A 19,696-nucleotide genomic window follows, 5' to 3' on the forward strand; every position below is an offset into this window, starting at 1 on the left:
TTGGGGAAAATCACGCATATGCTGGATGCAACGGATCAAATGCTGCTCTCTGCCCTGCAAAAGGACGCGCATCTCACCGCGCAACAGCTGGGGGACTTGCTCAACCTTTCCCCCAGCCAAGCAGGACGACGCAGACAACGGCTTGAGACTGAAGGCTATATCAAAGGCTATGCCGCACGACTGGACCCAAACAAGTTGGGGTTGAGCGTGCAAGGATTCGTCCAGGTCCACCTTGGTAGCCACGGACCTGAACAATCAGAACAATTTTCACGACTTGTCCGCACCCGACCCGAGATCACTTCCGCCTGGACGATGACTGGCGAAGCTGACTATCTGCTGCGGGTTTTCTGCAGCGATTTGGGGGAGTTAAACCGCCTCCTCCACGAGGTTCTCCTCCCCCATCCGACCGTCGCGCGGGTTCAGAGCCAGATTGTCATGGATCAATTAAAAAGCGACGCGCCGCTTCCGACTTAAGAGTCCGTGAAGGAACATCCTGTAGTTTCAGAGGGCACTGACTTTGAAATAGGATAAAACCGTGTCCTTTGTAGATCGCCGAATTGAAAGCCGCCCTTCCCGGGGGGAGGCACCGTTTGCGCTGAATGAAGTATTCTTTTCGCGGACAGACAGCCGCGGCGTGATCGTGACCGGGAACTATGTGTTCCGCCGGGTTGCCCATTACGAATGGGACGAGCTGCTTGGCGCACCACATAAAATTATAAGGCACCAGGATATGCCGAAAGGTGTATTTCAGGTATTCTGGGACACCATCAAAAGCGGCAAAACCATCGGCGCCTACGTCAAGAACAAGTCCAAGGACGGTCTGTATTATTGGGTTTATGCGGTCGTTGTCCCTTGCGGTGATGGCTACCTGTCGGCCCGCATCAAACCGACAAGCGCCGTTTTTGACACGGTACGCAAGGTCTACGCCGACCTTCTATCCGCCGAGCAGAATGAAGATCTCTCTCCCGAAGAGAGCGCCGAGCGGCTCACCCAGATGATCCAGGATCTGGGATTTGACGACTACACGCAGTTTTCAACCCACGCGTTGAGCGAGGAACTCCTGTCGCGCGACATCGGTCTGAAAAACGAACCCGACCGGAAAATTGCAGGCCTGCGCAAGATGCAGGAAAACGCAAAGACCCTTGTCAAAGAAACCGAAGGTCTGATCCGCGACTTTGACGCCATGCACACCATCCCGCACAACTTGCGTGTGATTGCGTCGCGCATTGAACCGGCAGGTGGCCCTGTCACGGTTCTCTCCCAGAACTACGGCTCCATGTCACGGGCAATGTCCGACTGGTTTGAGGCCCATGTGATGGGCAAGGACAGCAACTTTGCCGTTATCGAAGCCGCGGTAAACAACTCTCTCTTTGTTGACTGCATGGCGCGCATTCTCAAGGAATGCGATATCCAGCTTCAAAAGGAACGCCGTGGCCTTGGCGAGATCGACATGGAATCAGAGCGCCAGGTGCTCGCTGATCTGGTCAAGCAACAGCTCGACGGTGCGCGCAAAGGCCTGGACCAAGTGGAACGGGAAGCGATGCGCATCACAAATGCCTGTCAGGTCATGCACCGTCATTTCCTCGGCCTCAGCTCCACCCGCGTCCTGTGCAAGATCGAGAGCGCCCGTCTGCCGGAATCTGGGGATACACTGGCCGATATCATCGACCAGCTTGGTGTCTTCCAGGAACGTATTTCACATCGCCTGGAAAAGATCGCCAAGCTGAGCACTGAAATCCGGGCTCTGGAACACTAGAACAGCTGCGCCGCCATCCGCCGGATCAAACCTGTGGTCGGGCGGCGCAACTTTTTCGGGCATATGACAAATGCAGGGCTCGCCATCTCGCAAGACCTGTAACCACTGCCAGTTTAAGATGTTAAAAGTTGCCATCCCGCAATCTGCTTGCGATATCATGGCACCATGGATGCTTTTCTCTATCAGGCGACAATTTACCTCGCCGCCGCTGTAATCGCCGTCCCCATTGCCGCGCGCTTGGGGCTGGGTTCTGTTCTTGGGTATCTGGCCGCTGGCATCATCATTGGCCCGGTTCTGGGGCTGGTCGGAAGCGAAACAGAAGACCTTCGCCACTTCGCCGAATTCGGCGTGGTGATGATGCTTTTCCTGATCGGCCTGGAGCTGGAACCACGCGCGCTATGGGCCATGCGGCACAAGCTCATCGGGCTTGGCGGACTTCAAATCCTTCTCAGTACAATTGCCCTGATGGGCGCCGCGATGCTGGCAGGTGAGACCTGGCAGGTCGGTCTGGCCATCGGTCTGGCCCTCTCTCTGTCTTCGACAGCGATCGTGCTTCAAACCCTATCTGAAAAGGGATTGATGCGAACAGGAGGCGGGCGGGCGACCTTTTCGGTGTTGCTGACCCAGGATATCGCGGTGATCCCGATACTTGCGCTTTTGCCCCTTCTGGCCGTCAAAAATGCGGCGCAGTTCAATGGCGACGGGTCAATCACCCGCGCTGCCGAAGACGGTCATGGCGCCCACGGCCACGCCACCCTGTCACTGGTCGAAGGCCTGCCAGGGTGGGGGGTTACGTTGGTGACCATCGCGGCCGTCGGCGCGATCATTCTGGCCGGTGTTTACCTGACCCGCCCCGTCTTCCGCTTCATTCACGCCTCAAATCTGCGGGAAATGTACACTGCGCTGGCGCTGATGATCGTTGTCGGGATTTCCTTTCTGATGACGCTGGTTGGGCTCTCCCCCGCACTGGGGGCGTTCCTTGCCGGTGTTGTGCTTGCCAACAGCGAATTCCGGCACGAGCTGGAAAGCGACCTCAATCCCTTCAAGGGGCTCCTGCTTGGCCTGTTCTTCATCACCGTCGGCGCTGGTATCAACTATCGGCTCTTTCTTGCAGAACCCGGTGATCTGATCGGTCTTGCCCTTCTTGTGATCGTGGCAAAGGGGGTCGTGCTTTACTTTGTTGGGAAATCCTTTGGCCTCAAGAAACGCGATCACTGGCTGTTCACGTTTGGGCTCGCGCAGGCCGGTGAGTTTGGATTTGTCCTGCTGGCCTTCTCCCGCCAGCTGAATGTCGTCCCGCCTGCCCTGTCGGAAAAACTTCTGCTGATCATCGCCCTGTCGATGCTGATCACGCCGCTTCTGTTCATCCTCTATGATCTCCTGTCGAAATACAGCAAAGACGCCCCGAAGGAGCATGAGGCAGACGAGATCGACGAGGAAGGCCCCGTTATCATCGCAGGCATTGGCCGCTTTGGGCAGATCGTCAACCGGCTGGTGCGCGCAAGCGGGTTCAATACGGTTGTTCTGGACAGCAACATGGAATCCGTCCAGCTGATGCGCCGCTTCGGCGTGAAGAGTTTCCTGGGCGATCCCACCCGCCCCGAACTGCTAAAGGCGGCGGGCATCTCCAAGGCCCGTGTTCTGGTTGTCGCCCTTGATGACAAAGAGGCCGCGCTGAGGCTGGTGGCGCACGCCCGCCGCGGCCATCCAGACCTTCATATCGTCGCGCGTGCCTATGACCGCAATCATGTCTATGCGCTTTATCAGGCTGGGGCCAATGATATCGTCCGCGAGGTCTTTGATGCCTCGCTGCGTGCCGGACGCTATGTGCTGGAGAACATAGGGCTCAGCGAATACGAGGCGGCAGAAGCGGAACAGACTTTCTATGCCCACGACCGTCAGGCTGTGCGCGAGCTGGCAGGCGTCTGGAAACCGGGTGTGCCGACAGCTGACAATCCCGAATACATTGCCAAGGCTCGCAATCTTGAAAAAGACCTCGAAACTGCGGTCCTTGAAATGATCGAGGCGCGCACCGCGAAGGACAAATCGGCGTAAAGGCAGTACTCAGAAAACACAAAAAAGGGCAGCCCGAAGCTGCCCTTTTTGGTTTGGATCATACGTATTCAGATCGGCAGATCAGCCGTCTGCAACACCTGCTTCGGCAAATGTCGCCATGCCGCTGTGGCACGCAATTGCACCACGAACGATCTGGATTGCCAGAGCCGCGCCAGAGCCTTCGCCCAAGCGCAGATCAAGGGACAGGAACGGCGGTTTGCCCAGTTCTTTCAGAAGGGCCGCATGTGCACCTTCAGCGCTCTGGTGTCCCGCGACAGCATGATCAAGCGCATCAGGGTGGGTTTTCATCAGGCAGGCCGCGGCAGCACAGCAGATGAAGCCATCCAGAATAACAGGAATGCGCAGCATCCGCGCCGCAACCATCGCGCCAGCCATCGCCGCGATCTCACGCCCGCCCAAACGGCGCAGCGCCTCGATCCCATCCGTGATATGGTCGTCATGAAGGGCCACCCCCTCGGCAACAACCCGCGTCTTGATTGCCAGGCCCGCATCGTCCACGCCGGTTCCACGGCCCGTCCAATCGGCTGCCTCTCCGCCAAACAGCGCGCAGGCCAGTGCCGCCGCCGGAGTGGTATTGCCGATGCCCATCTCACCAACGACCAGCAGATCGGCTTGCGGGTCAACCGCGTTCCAGCCGGTCTGCAGCGCGGCCAAAAGCTCCTCCTCAGACATGGCTGCGTCTTTGGTGAAATCCTTGGTCGGGCGATCCAGATCCAGGCTGTGCACATCCAAACGCGCGCCTGCCAGCTTGGACAGCTGGTTGATCGCAGCGCCACCGTTCTGGAAGTTCCCAACCATCTGCGCCGTCACCTCACCCGGAAAGGCCGAAACCCCCTGGGCCACAACACCATGATTGCCAGCAAAGATGATAACCTGCGGCGCGCTGATCGTTGGACGGGGATTGCCACGCCAACTGCTGTACCAGATCGCCAGATCTTCAAGGCGGCCCAAAGAACCCGGTGGTTTGGTCAGCTGACCGTTGCGTTCGGCGGCAGCAGTTTCAGCCTGCGCGTCAACGCCAGGTGTCTCGGCCAACTGGGCCCGAAATTGATCAAGTGAAAAGAGCGGTGACAGCATTGCAAAGCCTCATTGCATCGAAGGGGTCGTCGCAGGTAAAGCGGTTTAACCGTATGTACCCGGAACCCCTCATACCGCAAGTCCTGCCAGAGCCCTGCTTATGCGAAAAAACGACATCCTGATTACAGATATCCTGCTCTCACTGGTTTTGTTGACCCGGCTTCCCCTGCCGCACTTGAACAAAACCGACTTTGCCAGACAATCCAAGGCTGTATGGGCCTTCCCTATTGCCGGTTTTGCGGTTGCGCTGGCGGCTTGTCTCGCAGTGTCAGTGGCCGTCTGGGCGGGGCTAAGCCCCGCGATTTCAGCGGGAATTGCCATCGGTGTGCAGATCCTCCTGACTGGCGCGATGCATGAGGACGGGCTTGCCGATACCGCTGATGGGTTCTGGGGCGGATTTGAGCGGGCGCGCAGACTTGAGATCATGAAGGACAGCCAGATCGGCACTTACGGCGTTCTTGCGCTTATCCTTGGCATTGGACTGCGTTGGACCGCGCTAGGCACGCTGATTGCTGGCCCGGGCATCTGGGTGCTTGTCCCCCTGGCCATGTTGAGCCGATCAATGATGCCAGTTGTGATGACAGCGCTGCCCAATGCGCGCGGACATGGCCTGTCGCAATCTGTCGGTCGCCCACAAAAGGCGCCCGCTGTGATCGGCGTCCTGAGCGCCCTGTTCGTCGGACTGTTTGTTGCAGGCTGGGCGACGTGGCTGGTGCTGCTGGTCATGGCTGTTGCGACCTGGGGCATTGTCGCCCTCGCAAAGCGGAAGATCGGCGGGCAAACTGGTGATGTCCTGGGGGCGACGCAACAGATCAGCGAGATTGCAGGGCTGCTTGCCCTGGTTGCCATATGCTCCTGACGCAAGACACATCTCGCGCATGAAAAAAGGGTCGCACCGTCTGGCGCGACCCTTTTTCGTTGGCTGATACGGAAATCAGGCAGCGCGGGAGGTCAGAACCTCATCCACCTGCTTGGCTGCCGAAATCTCGTCACCACCGGACACGGCTGCCACTTCGCGGGTCAGACGCTCCAACGCGGCTTCATACAGCTGGCGCTCAGAGTAGCTTTGCTCACGCTGGTCATCCGTGCGGTGCAAATCGCGCACCACCTCAGCAATCGAGATCAGATCACCAGAGTTGATCTTCTGCTCATATTCCTGCGCACGACGGGACCACATGGCGCGCTTGACCTTGGCTTTCCCCTTGAGGGTCGTCATGGCTTTGGCGATCACGTCAGGCGAGCTGAGCGAACGCATCCCGATTTCGGTTGCCTTGTGCGTCGGCACCCGCAGGGTCATCTTGTCCTTTTCGAAGGTGATTACGAAAAGCTCCAGCTTGAAACCGGCCACTTCCTGTTCTTCGATCGAAATGATCTGGCCAACACCGTGGGCCGGATACACAACATAGTCGTCAGGCCGAAACTCTGGCTTCTTCGATTTGGTCATACAGGTCTTTCCTCGCTATGTGTCGGCTCTCCTGCCGACAAGGCCACAACAGCTCTCACGGCGCGTAGATCACGCGATCCGCGTCGTTCGAGATGTCGCAGAAAAGCCGCCAACAAGACCGTGCAGCACAGCGCGCACAGCCGAGGCGGGCATCCGTTGATTGCTCAATTATGAAATCACCATATCACATTTTTCGCCCTGAAAAAAGACAGTGCCCGGCCAACACCAGCCACGCAGCCCCGAAACCAAGGAGCAAATTCCTGTTTTTAGGGCAGATCGGGCAGGTTTCTGCCCAATTGCGCGATATCTGAGCGACAGACAGCACCGCAAACGACTCGGCTGATCACAGCGATCAGCCACCGAACACGGTGCCGGAATGGCAAAGACCACCCGATTGGGTGGTCCGGAACATTTTTTGATTATCCGCCTTCGCCAGGTGCCTCGGAGAAGTATTTCTCCAGTTTACCTTCTTCGCCATCACGCTCTTCTGCGTCGGGAAGCGGGTCTTTCTTGGACACGATGACAGGCCACATCTCGGAATATTTGCGGTTGAATTCAACCCACTTGTCCATATCCGGCTCTGTGTCAGGACGGATCGCATCTGCCGGGCATTCTGGCTCACAGACGCCACAGTCGATGCATTCATCCGGATGGATGACCAGCGTGTTCTCACCCTCGTAGAAACAATCCACCGGGCAGACTTCGACACAGTCTGTGTATTTGCAGGCGATGCAGTTGTCCGTAACGACGTAGGTCATGGTGGGCGAGTCCCGTAGCTGTTTCGCGAATAGCTAATTCACAAGTCGCCCGGCTTCAAGGTGTCAAAACGCTGTATCTTTGCGACTAAGATCAAGCGCCCTGCGCTCTTTCTTGTCTGGGCGACCTTTTCCCTCGTATCGCGGATTTCGCGGCACAGGATCCTGCTTTTCAGTCAAATCAAAGTACAGCCCCTGGGCCTCTGGGGCGGGCCCACGACGTGTTCCCAAGGCCTCAACGCGGACGGTACGGATGATGTTGCCCTGCGGAAAGGTCAGAACATCACCGATGGTGACGTTCTGAGCCGGTTTTGAGATCTTCGCGCCATTCAGACGCAAATGGCCGCCGCTGACCAGTTTCGAGGACAGGCTCCGGGTCTTGAAGAACCGGGCCTGCCACAGCCATTTGTCGATCCTGATCTTTTCAGACGGCGGCGTCATGAGCGATCAGTCGCCTTGCTTCAGCCCCATGAGAGCCGCTGCAAAGGGGTTGTCCGGATCGATCTGCTTTTCCTTCTTCGGCGGACGGGCCGAATAGGTCTTGCTTCCCTGATCCTGACGCGGACCGCCCTTCTTGCCAGGCTTGCCGCCGCGCGGTTTTCCACCTTTGCCACGAGGGCCGTCACCGCCACGCTTTGCGCCACCGCGGCCTTCGCCGTCGCCTGCCTGCTGACCGCGACGACCTGCGCCACGCTGGCCACCTTTGGCATTGCGAGCACGGCCCCAGGTGAAGGTGTAGAAGACTTCCATCTCCTGCTCTTCGACCTTGGCGTCTGCCGCGTCACCCACAGGGGTTTCGATTTCCGCAGTTTCCGGGATCGGATCTGAGGCGGCAGCATCGGCAAGTGTTTCCGCAACCGGAGCAGCGCCAGCATCAGCGATGTTGGCGACCTCTGCCGGAACATCGGCCGGGGTCACACCTGCAACAGCGTTATCTTCCGTGACTGCTGCAGTATCGGTTTCATCAGGAGCCGCTGCGGGTGTGTTTTCCGCCTGCTGCGCGGCGTCCATGACCGGAACATCTGCAGCAGGGGTACCCGTTTCGGTGACAACCGCATCAACGGGCTTGGCTTTGATCCGCTCACCTTTGTCAGCGTTATAACCCAGCCCCTGCATCAGGTCTGCGAACTGCTCCAGCGTCATGCCAGTGATCGACAGCATGTCGGGCTTCGCTTCGAAACCGCCACGGCTGTCTTCATTGCGCAGCATGTCTGCGAGGCGCTCCAGCATGTCGATGCGGATCATCCGTTCGCCAGCATTGCGATACCCGCACATGGTATCATAGCCCTCGGGCGCATCGGCGTTCACGGGAACTGTCACCAGACCAGCGGGCGGCGAGTCGGGGAACTCGCTCAGGCCCTGCGACAGCGCCCAAAGCACCAGACGCAGACGCGTTGGAGCGGGCTTGAGCAGAAGCGGCATGAAGATCGTGAACTGGCCAAAGCGAATGCCATGCTTGCGCAGCGCACCACGGGCGTCCTGATCCAGATCCTTGACTTCCTGCGCGACGGCAGCGCGCGGCAGGATGCCCAGTGCCTCGACCATGCGGAAGGCGAAACCACGGGCAAGCCCGGTCAGTTCTTCATCGCGCTGCAGGTTCAAAAGCGGCTCAAACAGCGCATTGACCTTGCGGGAAATAAAATGCTGAAGGCGGCGTTCGACCTTTTGGGCAACGTCAGGGCCTGCGGCCTCGTCCACGAAGACTTCGATCTGCGGGTTCAGCGGGTCTGCGCCGGCAACCAATTTGCCGACCGCATGTTCACCCCACATCAGGCCACCCTGATCGGTAAAGTCGATTTCGGTATCGGGAGCGTTGTAAAAACGATCGGCGCGCAGATGGAATTGCGGTGCGAGCGCCTGCATGGACGCGGACTTCAGCGCCTTGGCTTCGGCGCCTTGGGCGCCTTTGTCCGGCGAGAACCGGAACCCTTCGAGACGACCAACGAATTCACCTTCGACGGTCACTTCACCCTTGTCATTTACTTCGGCCAAAAGGGCCTCCTTCTGTTTGAGCCGGCGCAAAAGCACGGATGTGCGCCGGTCCACAAATCGCTGAGTCAGACGTTCGTGCAAGGCGTCCGACAACCTGTCTTCTACAGCGCGGGTTTCGCCACGCCAATGACTTTCATCACGAACCCACCCGTTGCGTTGCGCAACATAAGTCCAAGTTCGAATAAAGGCCAAACGTTTCGACAATGCGTCAATGTCACCATCAACGCGGTCAATCCGCTTGATCTGGCGGGCCAGCCAATCGTCAGGAACAACCCCAGACCCATGCAGATATTGGAATAGAACACCCAAAAGACCAGAGTGTTCCGACTGGGAAATGCCGCGAAAGTCCGGAACACGGCAAACATCCCACAGCAAGCGGACCGACTGCGCGTTGGTTGTGCGCGCCAGAATCTCATCCTGCTGAGAAAGGGATTTGAGAGCGATCAAATCATCCGCCTCACGGGCGCGCACCAGCGTTTCGTCCTGCGGCGGTGATTCGAGCGAACGGATCAGCGCCTCTACGGTGCCAAACTGGAGCGCCGAGTTGCGCCAGTTGAGTTTTTTGAGCGGGGTAAACCGATGCTCCATGATGGCTTGGGCCACGCCATCATCAAGCGGCGGGGCGTCACCTGTTACCCCGAAACTGCCATGGCTCATGCCACGACCGGCCCGTCCGGCAATCTGCGCCAGTTCATTGGGGGCGAGCTGACGCATCCGGCGGCCATCGAACTTGCTCAGCGAAGAGAACGCCACATGATCGATATCCAGGTTCAGCCCCATTCCGATGGCATCTGTCGCCACCAGATAATCAACCTCACCATTCTGGTACATGGCGACCTGCGCGTTGCGCGTTCTGGGGCTCAGCGCCCCCATCACGACCGCAGCCCCACCTTTCTGGCGGCGGATCAGCTCCGCGATGGCGTAGACATTGTCGATGGAGAAACCAACGATCGCGGTGCGCGGCGGCATTCGGCTGATTTTCTTGGATCCCGAATAGACCAGATCCGACATCCGTTCGCGGCGCATGAACTGCACGCCAGGCACAAGCGCAGAGATCGGCCCGCGCATGGTATCAGCGCCCAGGAACAACGTCTCACGGGTGCCACGCGCCCGCAGCAGGCGATCCGTGAACACATGGCCGCGCTCTGGGTCGGCGCAGAGTTGAATTTCGTCGATTGCCAGAAAATCGCACCCCATGCCTTCAGGCATCGCTTCGACGGTACAGATCCAGTACTGAGCGCGGGGCGGGACGATCCGCTCTTCGCCGGTGACCAGCGCCACAACCGAAGGCCCCCGTGCGGCGACAACCTTGTCATAGACCTCCCTCGCCAGGAGCCGCAGGGGAAAGCCCATAATCCCGGTGCGATAACCCAACATGCGCTCGATCGCGTAGTGGGTCTTGCCGGTGTTGGTTGGCCCCAGCACCGCAACAATGCGGCGGTCACCGGAAATCTGCGCGCCTGTCATGTCTTATCCTCACACCCGGGCCGAACCGCTGTCCGGCCTCAAAGTTCCTTGCCTTCGACGGTATCTTTCAACCGCTCAAGGGCGCTGGTTATCTGCTCGTGGTGCGGATGTATAGCCTGCGCACGTTGATAGGCCTCATAGGCCCGGTCGGGGTCGTTGAACTGTTCAAACATCGTCCCCAAGGCAAAGATGGCGTTGTAGTCATCTGGGTTGAGGGTCAGCGCACGCTCCAGATCCGCCACTGCAGGACCAAATAACCCCACAGAGAAATAGGCACGTGCGCGTTCATACCAGCCTTTGGCGAAATCCGGCGCGTGGTCCGTTAGTGCGGTCAGATGCTCCACCGCCATCTGAGGCTCTCCCCGCTCCAGCGCATCAAGCCCGCGCTGCAGCAGGAAATCCATCGCCGGCGATCCACTTTTGCGCCAGATGGCCTGCAATGCGCGGTCGATTGCAACCGCGTCCTTCGGGTCAGCGTCTGCCAACTGGGCAAGCAGATCAGTTTCGGTTTTCGCGACTTGGGCCTCAACTTGCGGCGCAAGCGAAATGAGGGCTGTCAAACACGTTGCCGCCACGATAGCTTTGAGCTTGGAGAGTTTTGCAACCATGATGCATTGAGTGTAACCGCGCAGCCGGCGTTTTCCAGAGCAGAGGGCCCTTCCCTCACATAAAATTGCGGGCTGCGATCCAAAATTGAGGACGACCAATGAGCGACACGCTGACACAAGCAGCAGAAACGCTGAATGCAAAGATGGACGGCGGCTTTGACGGCTCCGCCAAATTCGAGATCACCGAAATGGGTTCCATCGTGTTGGACCAGAACGGCGCGCGGGTGGGCGATGACGACGCGGATGTCACCATGACCGCGGATGCGGAAACCTTTCAGGCCATCATCGAGGGCGAACTGAACCCGACCGCCGCCTTCATGAGCGGCAAGCTTACCATCGACGGTGACATGGGCACCGCGATGAAGCTGGCGTCGGCGATGGCCTGATGGACGCCCCCCTGATGGAGCCGACCCCCGCCCCGTTCTTTGCCGACATCGCGCAGGGCCCGGCCGGTGGAGCGGCCCATTGGGTAAGAACAAGCGATGGCCTGCGGATACGTGTGGGCCATTGGCGTTCTAACGCGACAACAAAGGGCACAGTCCTGCTGTTTCCCGGACGCACGGAATACATAGAGAAATACGGGCCCGCCGCCGCCGACTTGGCCGAACGCGGCTATGCCACACTTAGCGTTGATTGGCGCGGCCAAGGGCTCGCGGATCGGATGCTGCCCGATCGACTGCTCGGCCACGTCGAGGCCTTTCTCGACTTTCAGAAAGATGTGGAGGCCGCGGTCCGCCTCGCTGAGCGGCTCGCCCTGCCCAAACCCTGGTATCTTCTTGGTCATTCGATGGGCGGCGCTATCGGGCTGCGGGCGGCAATCAACGGTTTGCCGGTCAATGCCTGCGCCTTTTCGGCCCCCATGTGGGGCATTCAGATCCCCGCCGCGTTGCGCCCCGTTGCCCGGGTTCTCGGCGCGCTAGGTCCTCGGTTCGGGCTGGCAAAGCTGCGCACCCCGACAACGACGGTTGAGGCCTATGTCCAAGCCAGCCCCTTTGAAGACAACACGCTGACCAATGATCCGGATATGTACCGCATGATGCAGGATCAGCTTGCGGCGCAGCCGGATCTGTCGCTGGGTGGGCCAACCGTTCAGTGGCTCACGGAAAGCATGGCCGAATGCGCAAGCCTGGCTGCCAATGCCTCGCCCGCCCTGCCCTGCGTTACCTTTCTCGGCACCAACGAGCAGATCGTGAACACTGCCGCCATCCACGACCGCATGGCCCGCTGGCCTGGCGGCGAACTGGTGATGGTGGATACCGCACAGCATGAGGTGATGATGGAAGGCCCAGACATCCGCAGAGAGGTCTTTGACAGGATGGTTCGGCTGTTTGACCAATACCCAGGCTGACCTTTCTCATTCCAGAAAACCGCCATCGCGCGCCGTGGCTCGCTTGTGATCCGTCTGAACGGGCCTTAGATGTTCTGCCATAAACAGAAACAATCGAGGTGCTCAGATGTTCAAAGCCCCCTTCCTTGACCGCGACCTTCTGCGAGACGCAAACGCCAATGCCGCAGGCGGGGCCGGACCGGATGGGCTGGGCAACCTGCCTGAATGGGATCTGAGCGATCTCTACACCTCTGAAGACGCGGCAGAGCTGGTCCGCGATCTCGCGTGGCTCGAAAAAGAATGCGCAGCCTTTGCAGCAGATTACGAGGGCAAGCTGGCAGAGCTCGACGCTGACGGTCTGCTGTCCTGTGTGCTGCGCAACGAAAAGATCAACGCGATTGCCGGGCGGATCATGTCGTTCGCGGGCCTGCGCTACTATCAGCTGACCACTGATGCGGGCCGGGCCAAATTCATGTCTGACATGCAGGAGAAGATCACGATCTTCACCACGCCGCTTGTCTTTTTCACTCTTGAAATCAACCGGATCGAAGACAACCAGCTGGAGGCGCATTTCGCCGCCAACAGTGACCTGGCCCGCTACAAGCCGGTTTTTGACCGCATTCGCGCGATGAAGCCTTACCAGCTGTCCGATGAGTTGGAGAAATTTCTGCATGATCTCGGCGTGGTCGGAGATGCGTGGGAACGGCTGTTTGATGAAACCATCGCCGGCCTGTCCTTCACCGTGGATGGCGAAGAGCTCAACATCGAAGGCACGCTGAACCTCTTGACCGAACAGGACCGCAGCAAACGCGAGGCGGCAGCGCGCGAGTTGGCGCATGTATTTGCGGACAACATCAAGATCTTTGCCCGCGTTCACAACACCCAGGCCAAGGAAAAAGAGATCCTGGATCGCTGGCGCGGGATGCCGTCACCACAGATGGGGCGCCATCTGTCCAACCATGTCGAGCCCGAAGTTGTCGAGGCGCTCCGCGAAGCAGTTGTTGCGGCCTATCCCAAACTGTCGCACCGCTACTATGAGCTAAAGCGCAAATGGCTCGGCCTTGATCGCATGCAGGTCTGGGACCGAAATGCCCCCTTGCCGATGGAAACCAGCCGGGTGGTCAACTGGACGGAAGCTCGCGACATCGTCATGGAGGCCTACAACGCCTTTGATCCGCGCATGGGTGAGATCGCTGATCCCTTCTTCAACAAAGGCTGGATTGATGCAGGCGTGAAACCCGGCAAGGCACCAGGTGCTTTTGCCCACCCTACGGTGACCGACGTGCACCCCTACGTGATGCTGAACTACCTCGGCAAGCCGCGAGACGTCATGACCCTCGCGCACGAGCTTGGCCACGGCGTGCATCAGGTACTGGCGGCGGAACAGGGCGAGATGCTGTCCTCGACACCCCTCACTCTTGCTGAAACCGCATCTGTCTTTGGTGAAATGCTGACCTTCCGGAAAATGCTGGAAAAGGCAAAAGACCAGAACGAGCGCAAGATCCTGCTGGCTGGCAAGGTCGAAGACATGATCAACACGGTCGTGCGTCAGATCGCGTTTTATGACTTTGAGTGCAAACTGCACGCTGCCCGCGCCGAGGGAGAGCTGACCCCCGATGACATCAACGCGCTGTGGATGTCTGTTCAGGCAGAGTCACTGGGCGAAGCCTTTGACTTCATGGAAGGCTATGAAACCTTCTGGGCCTATATCCCCCACTTCGTGCACTCCCCCTTCTATGTCTACGCCTACGCATTCGGCGACGGGCTGGTGAATGCCCTCTATTCGGTCTACGCCGAGGGGGCCGAAGGCTTTGAAGACAAGTACTTTGACATGTTGAAGGCCGGTGGATCCAAACACCACAAGGAATTGCTGGCCCCCTTCGGGCTTGATGCCTCTGACCCGACATTCTGGGACAAGGGCCTTTCCATGATCTCCGACATGATCGACGAACTGGAGGCGATGGAAAGCTAACTCCTTTACATCCATCAAAAAACGGCCGGGAAGTTTCCTTCCCGGCCGTTTTGTTTTCTGCACATGGCTCAGAGCATGGCGCTCACTGTTTGGGGAAATAATCCTCGCAGTCGCCGTCACGGTACACATCCGCAGTGCAGCAGTGCAGACCGCCGCCGAACGCATAGGCGTCACGCAGCTCGACCTCGACCACTTCCATCCCCAGTTTGTCCATCTGCTCGGCCTGATAGACCTCGGATTTCTCAACGCAGACGGTTTTGGGATCCAACACCAGTACGTTCATCGACAGCCAGGTCGAGGAATAGCACAGCGGCGGCGGGGTGTTGTGGGCGGGCTGGGCTGCGTCCACGATCTCCCAGCCGTTTTTGTTGAACATCTTGCGCTGCTCCTCCGGCAGGCGGCGCTGCGGGTTGTTCAGGATCAGCCCCGGACGCAGTGGGGTGAACGTGGCGTCGATGTGGATCGGATAGGGATCGCCCGGAAAATTCACCGTGTGGACACGGTGGTCCGGGAAGTGGCGGCGCAGCCATTCGATGCCTTTGAGATTGGTGGTAAACCCGTGTTGCACCACCAGATCCTTGCCAAAACGCAGCACATCGGCTGCGTCAAACAGGGGCTCTTCCTCGGTGGTGACGAAAAACTTCTCTGCGGCCCATTCCAGCCGCTTGGCCTCGCCGATTTTGTCGCTGAGATAATCGGGATGATAATCTGCATCCGTCAGGCGCGGTTTGGGCGCTGCCTCGTGGCGGAAATTCGGATCTTCCTCCCAGTACTGCTTCAGCAACGGGCGGTAATTCAGATATTCAAACCACCGGCAACGATAGGACATGGTGGCTTCGAGCATTTCATGGCCGACGGTCAACAGCACATCGCGCGGCGGCATGCAGCCGAACTGGCTGTCGGTATGGAAATCCGGGGTGGTCACGGGCTGCGAATGATCGATGGAGACCGGACGATCCACCCGGATACCGCGCCCCCGCAGCTGGTCGGCGAAATTGTCCAACAGCTCATTCGCACGGTCGATGGTTTCCTGCGGGCGGCGGCCCCACTGGCCGCGCATATCGCTGTCTTCCGGCACCTTCGCGTCCAGCGCAGGTTCTTCGGGCGGAATGTGACAGTCGTCGGCACGCCCCACGATGACGTGGCGCAGCGTGTCCCATTCGTTCCAGCTTTTGACTTCAGTTTTTTCCGGCGACCAGGCCATCTTGGCACCCTCTTGTCGGGGGAGACCAAGGCGGGGCCTTCAATCTCCCGATTGAAAGTCCCGGCGTACAGGATCGTGTTCAGAGGCAGTTAGATCTATCTACGGCGACGCCATCGCCCATGTGCCCGCAAGCGGTATAGCACCCGCCCCGATACCGGGGAAGATGTTTTGCATCAGTGATATGCACAGCTCCGATGGCGATTATTTCAACTGACTATCCTTGGAGCCGCGGCGGTTGATACCACCGCGCGCTTGAAAGGCGCTGTCGCGATCTTGTTGGCATTCAATGCAGAGTTTCACACCGGGCACAGCCTTGCGGCGGGGTTCCGGGATCGGCTCGTCGCAATCTGCGCAATGAGTGCGGCTCTCTCCCTGAGGGGCCCGGCGTGCTTTCATCCGGGCGAGTTCATCGCCAATGGATGCTTCGATTTGTTCGCTGACTGCCCCGTCTCGGGCCCATCCTCCGGCCATGATCTGTCTCCTGCTTCTAAGCAAGCAGCATAGCACGCCGCTCAAATCCACAGGAGACAAACGCCGACATCATCGTCTCTGTTCCGACATCGTGCCGGGAAAACCGCCCACTTGGCCGGGCACAGGAACAGACGGAGGTCACCTCAACCGTTCCGGCGCCACCATCAGCGCAGCCGTTGTTCGGTTGCGCCGTCAAAGAAATACGCATCCGCATCATCGAAATTGATTGCAACCGCGGTACCTTCGGGCAGCGCCTCATCGCCACGGGTTTCGACGATCAGCTTTTCGCCGGTAGGTGTGGTCAGATAGTCGTAAGACACTCCGCCCAGGCGCTCTCGTAGATCCAAGATCAGGCTGCTATCTGCCGCAACGACACTCAGATGCTGGGGACGCAAACCCACCAGCACTTTGCTGCCCTCTGCAGGCAAGGAAACGGATGTCCCCACACGGCGATTTTCAAGGGCGGGCACAACCACACCGCCACCCTGCACTGTACCTTCAAGAAAGTTCATGCTGGGTGAGCCGATAAATCCAGCTACAAAACGGTTGTCCGGATCTGAATAGAGATCCATTGGACTGCCGACCTGCTCCACCCGCCCGGCGCGCAGCACCACAATCTTGTCGGCAAGGGTCATCGCCTCGACCTGATCGTGGGTGACGTAGATCATGGTCGCCCCAATTTCCTTGTGAAGCCGGGCGATTTCGACCCGCATGTCCACCCGCAGTTCCGCATCGAGGTTGGAGAGCGGTTCATCGAACAAAAACACCTCCGGCCCCCGCACAATTGCGCGACCAATCGCAACTCGCTGACGCTGCCCGCCCGATAGCGCCTTGGGCTTGCGCTTGAGGTACTGGTCCAGCTTCAGGATCCGGCTGGCCTCGGCCACCTTTTCCTTGATCTCACTCTTGGGATGGCCGTTCATCTTGAGACCGAACCCCATGTTTTCCTCAACCGTCATATGCGGGTAGAGCGCATAGGATTGGAACACCATCGCCACGCCGCGGTCAGCAGCATCGAGATCGGTGACATCCCGCGCCCCGATATGAATTTGCCCGCCCGAGGTTTCCTCGAGCCCTGCTATCATCCGCAAAAGCGTGGACTTGCCACAGCCTGACGGGCCAACAAAGACGCAGAACTCGCCGTCCTCGATGGTGAGATCCACATCGTGGATCACCTGCACGTCACCATATTTCTTGACGGCCTTGGCCAATGTGACCCCAGTCATACGTCTTCTCCCTCAGATTAACTCGGAAATTGCCAGGTCTCGGCGGCTGCCGCGATCTCCTTGGCGGTTTTCAACAGTGCCGGACGCAGGGCATCCAGCTCCTCCAGTGACTGGCGCTGCACGGATGACGTGATCGACAGCCCCCCCATGACCTTGCCCGCCTCCGACAGAATCGGAACGGCGATGCAGATGATCCCTGGCTCGTGCTCTTCTCGGTCAAATGCCACGCCATCTGCCCGGATCTCTGCCAGCTCAGCCAACAACGCCTCAGGTGTGGCGAGCGTGTTCGGTGTGTGTGCAAAAAACGCCTGTCGGCGGATCGCATCCTCCTGCGCGTCTTGCGAGAGGTGGGCAATCATCGCCTTGCCGACGCCCGTGCAGTAGCCGGGACCAATTTTTCCGGCCTGACTGAACATTTCAATCGGGGTGGCAGCATTGCGTTTATCAACATAAAGCACTTGTCCGCGGTCAAGCTGCGCCAAGTGAATGGTCTCCCCCACGTCCGCCGACAACTGATCCAGAAAGGGGCGCGCAACCGGTGCCAAGGCACTTTGCCGCCAGGCCGCATGCGCCAAGCGCACAAGGCGCAGACCAGGCGCATAGGTCTGATGGGTTTCGTCATAAGACAGCATCCCCTGATTGGTCAGCGTCTGCACCAACCGATAAAGCGTCGCCTTGGGGTGATTGGACGCGGCCAGCACTTCGCCGAACCGCACAGGGCGGCCTGCTTCCGCGATCTGATCCAGCACTGCCAGCGCCTTGCCAACTGTCCCGTCAGAGTCTCGCGTTTGGGGCGCAGGTTTCGTCATCAGTGTCCTTTCTCTGACCGAACCCGGCCGACGTAACTGTTGACATCCTTAGCCGAGCGCGTTCATAGTTTCAATAGTTGGAATTTGGTTCCACTATATGAAACCAAAAGACACACGTCAACAGGGAGGACGTCATGAAGACTTTGAAAGGAACAGTTGCGAGCCTTGCTCTCAGCCTTGGGCTGGCAACGGCAGCACAGGCCGAGCTGAGCGGCACGCTCAAGATTTTCTCGGACATGTCCAATCCTGCGCCGCGCGCAGTGATGGAGGGAATGGCTGCCGAGTTCGACGCCATGCACCCGAACCTGACTGTCGAGCTGACCGTAATCGACCGTGAGGCCTACAAGACGCAGATCCGCAACTTCCTGACGGCCAACGCCCCGGACGTGGCAAACTGGTATGCAGCCAATCGCATGCGGCCCTATGTGTCGGCAGGTCTGTTTGAAGACATCTCCGACCTGTGGGCCGAGCCCGAAATCGCCGACGCGCTGGCCTCGACCAAGGGCGCCATGACGCTCGACGGCAAACAGTGGGGCGTGCCCTATACCTACTACCAGTGGGGCGTCTACTACCGGGAAGACATCTACAATGAACTCGGCCTGGAAGAGCCCAAGGACTGGGAAACCTTCAAATCCAACTGCCAGAAGATTCTCGATTCTGGCCGCAAGTGCTTTACCATCGGCACCAAGTTCCTGTGGACCGCAGGTGGCTGGTTTGACTACCTCAACATGCGCACGAATGGTTATGACTTCCACATGGCGCTGACCAATGGCGAAATCGCCTGGACGGATGACCGCGTAAAGCAGACCTTTGCCAACTGGCGCGAACTGATCGACATGGGCGCTTTCATCGACAACCACCAGTCCTACAGCTGGCAGGAGGCCCTGCCGTTCATGGTCAAAGGTGAGGCCGCGGCCTATCTGATGGGCAACTTCGCGGTGGCACCGCTGCGTGAAGCAGGTCTAGGCACCGACCAACTGGACTTCTATCAGTTCCCGACCATCAATCCCGATGTTGAACTGGCCGAAGACGCGCCAACAGACACCTTCCACATTCCGTCTGGCGCCCAGAACAAGGAAGCCGCTCGCGAATTCCTGCGCTTTGTCGTTTCGGCTGACAATCAGACCAAAATCAACAGCGGGGCGGCCTTGGGCCAGTTGCCGGTGAACTCCAACTCTTCCGTGGATGACGACGAGATGCTCAACCAGGGTTTCGAGATGCTGTCCTCGAACGCGCCCGGCGGCATCGCGCAGTTCTTTGATCGCGACGCCCCGGCAGAAATGGCCTCTGTTGCGATGGAAGGGTTCCAGGAATTCATGGTGTTCCCGGACAATCTGGACGACATCCTGAACCGTTTGGAAAAAACACGCGAGCGGGTCTACTGACCCCAAGCGTCTGACGAACTGCGCGGGGTCGGCCAATCGGCCCGGCCCCGCGCATTGCCTTTTGGGTTCTGGTTCCGCGTGCCGTCAAAACCGCCGGACCGACCCCTTATAGCCCTTGCGATCCCGC

18 protein-coding genes are annotated in these 19,696 nt (G+C 58.9%); 8 read left to right on the plus strand and 10 right to left on the minus strand.

All coding sequences use genetic code 11. From position 1 onward, the window contains the following. The first annotated feature begins 18 nt into the window (after positions 1–18). The 3 genes from NIT7645_RS00775 (at position 19) to NIT7645_RS00785 (ending at position 3,811) form a co-directional block, all read left to right on the plus strand. Positions 19–474, plus strand: coding sequence for an Lrp/AsnC family transcriptional regulator (locus tag NIT7645_RS00775; RefSeq protein WP_008562107.1), 456 nt, complete (start codon positions 19–21; stop codon positions 472–474). A 61-nt stretch (positions 475–535) separates the two neighbouring features. Continuing rightward, positions 536–1,756 (plus strand): PAS domain-containing protein, encoded by a 1,221-nt coding sequence (locus NIT7645_RS00780; protein WP_050685791.1) that lies wholly within the window; start codon positions 536–538, stop codon positions 1,754–1,756. Between the two features lie 165 nt (positions 1,757–1,921). Then, positions 1,922–3,811, plus strand: coding sequence for a monovalent cation:proton antiporter-2 (CPA2) family protein (locus tag NIT7645_RS00785; protein ID WP_050685794.1), 1,890 nt, complete (start codon positions 1,922–1,924; stop codon positions 3,809–3,811). Between the two features lie 81 nt (positions 3,812–3,892). Here the strand turns inward: NIT7645_RS00785 and cobT are convergent, their stop codons facing one another. Then, positions 3,893–4,909: a nicotinate-nucleotide--dimethylbenzimidazole phosphoribosyltransferase gene (gene cobT, locus NIT7645_RS00790; protein ID WP_008562906.1), complete on the minus strand. Its 1,017-nt coding sequence runs from the start codon at positions 4,907–4,909 to the stop codon at positions 3,893–3,895. Between the two features lie 100 nt (positions 4,910–5,009). Between cobT and cobS the strand changes: the two genes are divergently transcribed. Next, a complete protein-coding gene (cobS, locus tag NIT7645_RS00795) occupies positions 5,010–5,768 on the plus strand; it encodes an adenosylcobinamide-GDP ribazoletransferase (RefSeq protein WP_008562376.1) in 759 nt (252 codons plus the stop codon). A 75-nt stretch (positions 5,769–5,843) separates the two neighbouring features. Here cobS and NIT7645_RS00800 read toward each other — a convergent pair whose 3' ends face one another. From NIT7645_RS00800 to NIT7645_RS00820, 5 genes are all read right to left on the minus strand, one after another. After that, positions 5,844–6,353, minus strand: coding sequence for a CarD family transcriptional regulator (locus NIT7645_RS00800; protein WP_008561409.1), 510 nt, complete (start codon positions 6,351–6,353; stop codon positions 5,844–5,846). Positions 6,354–6,772: 419 nt separating this feature from the next. Further along, a complete protein-coding gene (gene fdxA, locus NIT7645_RS00805; protein WP_008559821.1) occupies positions 6,773–7,111 on the minus strand; it encodes a ferredoxin FdxA in 339 nt (112 codons plus the stop codon). A gap of 63 nt (positions 7,112–7,174) precedes the next feature. After that, on the minus strand, positions 7,175–7,549 hold the full coding sequence (locus NIT7645_RS00810; protein ID WP_008562310.1) for an RNA-binding S4 domain-containing protein: 375 nt from the start codon (positions 7,547–7,549) through the stop codon (positions 7,175–7,177). A 6-nt stretch (positions 7,550–7,555) separates the two neighbouring features. Next, positions 7,556–10,567 (minus strand): helicase-related protein, encoded by a 3,012-nt coding sequence (locus NIT7645_RS00815; protein ID WP_008558922.1) that lies wholly within the window; start codon positions 10,565–10,567, stop codon positions 7,556–7,558. Positions 10,568–10,605: 38 nt separating this feature from the next. Further along, positions 10,606–11,175: a tetratricopeptide repeat protein gene (locus tag NIT7645_RS00820; RefSeq protein ID WP_008560897.1), complete on the minus strand. Its 570-nt coding sequence runs from the start codon at positions 11,173–11,175 to the stop codon at positions 10,606–10,608. A gap of 98 nt (positions 11,176–11,273) precedes the next feature. On the opposite strand from NIT7645_RS00820, the gene NIT7645_RS00825 reads away from it, so the two are divergent. From NIT7645_RS00825 to NIT7645_RS00835, 3 genes are all read left to right on the plus strand, one after another. Further along, entirely contained in the window at positions 11,274–11,561 is a 288-nt protein-coding gene (locus NIT7645_RS00825) for an SCP2 sterol-binding domain-containing protein (protein WP_008560314.1), read from the plus strand. Then, positions 11,561–12,523 carry an alpha/beta fold hydrolase gene (locus tag NIT7645_RS00830; RefSeq protein ID WP_050685795.1) on the plus strand — a complete coding sequence of 321 codons (963 nt, stop codon included), beginning with the start codon at positions 11,561–11,563 and terminating at the stop codon, positions 12,521–12,523. The genes NIT7645_RS00825 and NIT7645_RS00830 overlap by 1 nt, the downstream gene beginning before the upstream one ends. A 106-nt stretch (positions 12,524–12,629) precedes the next feature. Then, a complete protein-coding gene (locus tag NIT7645_RS00835) occupies positions 12,630–14,474 on the plus strand; it encodes a M3 family oligoendopeptidase (RefSeq protein WP_008562336.1) in 1,845 nt (614 codons plus the stop codon). Between the two features lie 82 nt (positions 14,475–14,556). Here NIT7645_RS00835 and NIT7645_RS00840 read toward each other — a convergent pair whose 3' ends face one another. The 4 genes from NIT7645_RS00840 to NIT7645_RS00855 form a co-directional block, all read right to left on the minus strand. After that, a complete protein-coding gene (locus tag NIT7645_RS00840; RefSeq protein ID WP_008560358.1) occupies positions 14,557–15,678 on the minus strand; it encodes a serine/threonine protein kinase in 1,122 nt (373 codons plus the stop codon). A 201-nt stretch (positions 15,679–15,879) separates the two neighbouring features. After that, a complete protein-coding gene (locus NIT7645_RS00845) occupies positions 15,880–16,149 on the minus strand; it encodes a DksA/TraR family C4-type zinc finger protein (protein WP_008560034.1) in 270 nt (89 codons plus the stop codon). Between the two features lie 164 nt (positions 16,150–16,313). Then, entirely contained in the window at positions 16,314–17,375 is a 1,062-nt protein-coding gene (locus NIT7645_RS00850; RefSeq protein WP_008560301.1) for an ABC transporter ATP-binding protein, read from the minus strand. A 17-nt stretch (positions 17,376–17,392) separates the two neighbouring features. Further along, positions 17,393–18,184 carry an IclR family transcriptional regulator gene (locus NIT7645_RS00855; protein WP_008560140.1) on the minus strand — a complete coding sequence of 264 codons (792 nt, stop codon included), beginning with the start codon at positions 18,182–18,184 and terminating at the stop codon, positions 17,393–17,395. A 134-nt stretch (positions 18,185–18,318) separates the two neighbouring features. On the opposite strand from NIT7645_RS00855, the gene NIT7645_RS00860 reads away from it, so the two are divergent. Beyond that, positions 18,319–19,569, plus strand: coding sequence for an ABC transporter substrate-binding protein (locus tag NIT7645_RS00860; protein ID WP_008561523.1), 1,251 nt, complete (start codon positions 18,319–18,321; stop codon positions 19,567–19,569). Positions 19,570–19,696: the final 127 nt, after the last annotated feature.

The sequence above is a fragment of the Phaeobacter italicus genome (assembly GCF_001258055.1).
GTDB lineage: Bacteria > Pseudomonadota > Alphaproteobacteria > Rhodobacterales > Rhodobacteraceae > Phaeobacter > Phaeobacter italicus.

What these genes read in the sequence shown, in the direction of transcription:
- NIT7645_RS00775 (WP_008562107.1), top strand. Translation starts at nt 19, where the DNA reads ATGCTGGATGCAACGGATCAAATGCTGCTCTCTGCCCTGCAAAAGGAC.
- NIT7645_RS00785 (WP_050685794.1), top strand. Translation starts at nt 1,922, where the DNA reads ATGGATGCTTTTCTCTATCAGGCGACAATTTACCTCGCCGCCGCTGTA.
- cobT (WP_008562906.1), bottom strand. Translation starts at nt 4,909, where the DNA reads ATGCTGTCACCGCTCTTTTCACTTGATCAATTTCGGGCCCAGTTGGCC.
- cobS (WP_008562376.1), top strand. Translation starts at nt 5,010, where the DNA reads ATGCGAAAAAACGACATCCTGATTACAGATATCCTGCTCTCACTGGTT.
- NIT7645_RS00800 (WP_008561409.1), bottom strand. Translation starts at nt 6,353, where the DNA reads ATGACCAAATCGAAGAAGCCAGAGTTTCGGCCTGACGACTATGTTGTG.
- fdxA (WP_008559821.1), bottom strand. Translation starts at nt 7,111, where the DNA reads ATGACCTACGTCGTTACGGACAACTGCATCGCCTGCAAATACACAGAC.
- NIT7645_RS00810 (WP_008562310.1), bottom strand. Translation starts at nt 7,549, where the DNA reads ATGACGCCGCCGTCTGAAAAGATCAGGATCGACAAATGGCTGTGGCAG.
- NIT7645_RS00815 (WP_008558922.1), bottom strand. Translation starts at nt 10,567, where the DNA reads ATGACAGGCGCGCAGATTTCCGGTGACCGCCGCATTGTTGCGGTGCTG.
- NIT7645_RS00820 (WP_008560897.1), bottom strand. Translation starts at nt 11,175, where the DNA reads ATGGTTGCAAAACTCTCCAAGCTCAAAGCTATCGTGGCGGCAACGTGT.
- NIT7645_RS00825 (WP_008560314.1), top strand. Translation starts at nt 11,274, where the DNA reads ATGAGCGACACGCTGACACAAGCAGCAGAAACGCTGAATGCAAAGATG.
- NIT7645_RS00830 (WP_050685795.1), top strand. Translation starts at nt 11,561, where the DNA reads ATGGACGCCCCCCTGATGGAGCCGACCCCCGCCCCGTTCTTTGCCGAC.
- NIT7645_RS00835 (WP_008562336.1), top strand. Translation starts at nt 12,630, where the DNA reads ATGTTCAAAGCCCCCTTCCTTGACCGCGACCTTCTGCGAGACGCAAAC.
- NIT7645_RS00840 (WP_008560358.1), bottom strand. Translation starts at nt 15,678, where the DNA reads ATGGCCTGGTCGCCGGAAAAAACTGAAGTCAAAAGCTGGAACGAATGG.
- NIT7645_RS00845 (WP_008560034.1), bottom strand. Translation starts at nt 16,149, where the DNA reads ATGGCCGGAGGATGGGCCCGAGACGGGGCAGTCAGCGAACAAATCGAA.
- NIT7645_RS00850 (WP_008560301.1), bottom strand. Translation starts at nt 17,375, where the DNA reads ATGACTGGGGTCACATTGGCCAAGGCCGTCAAGAAATATGGTGACGTG.
- NIT7645_RS00855 (WP_008560140.1), bottom strand. Translation starts at nt 18,184, where the DNA reads ATGACGAAACCTGCGCCCCAAACGCGAGACTCTGACGGGACAGTTGGC.
- NIT7645_RS00860 (WP_008561523.1), top strand. Translation starts at nt 18,319, where the DNA reads ATGAAGACTTTGAAAGGAACAGTTGCGAGCCTTGCTCTCAGCCTTGGG.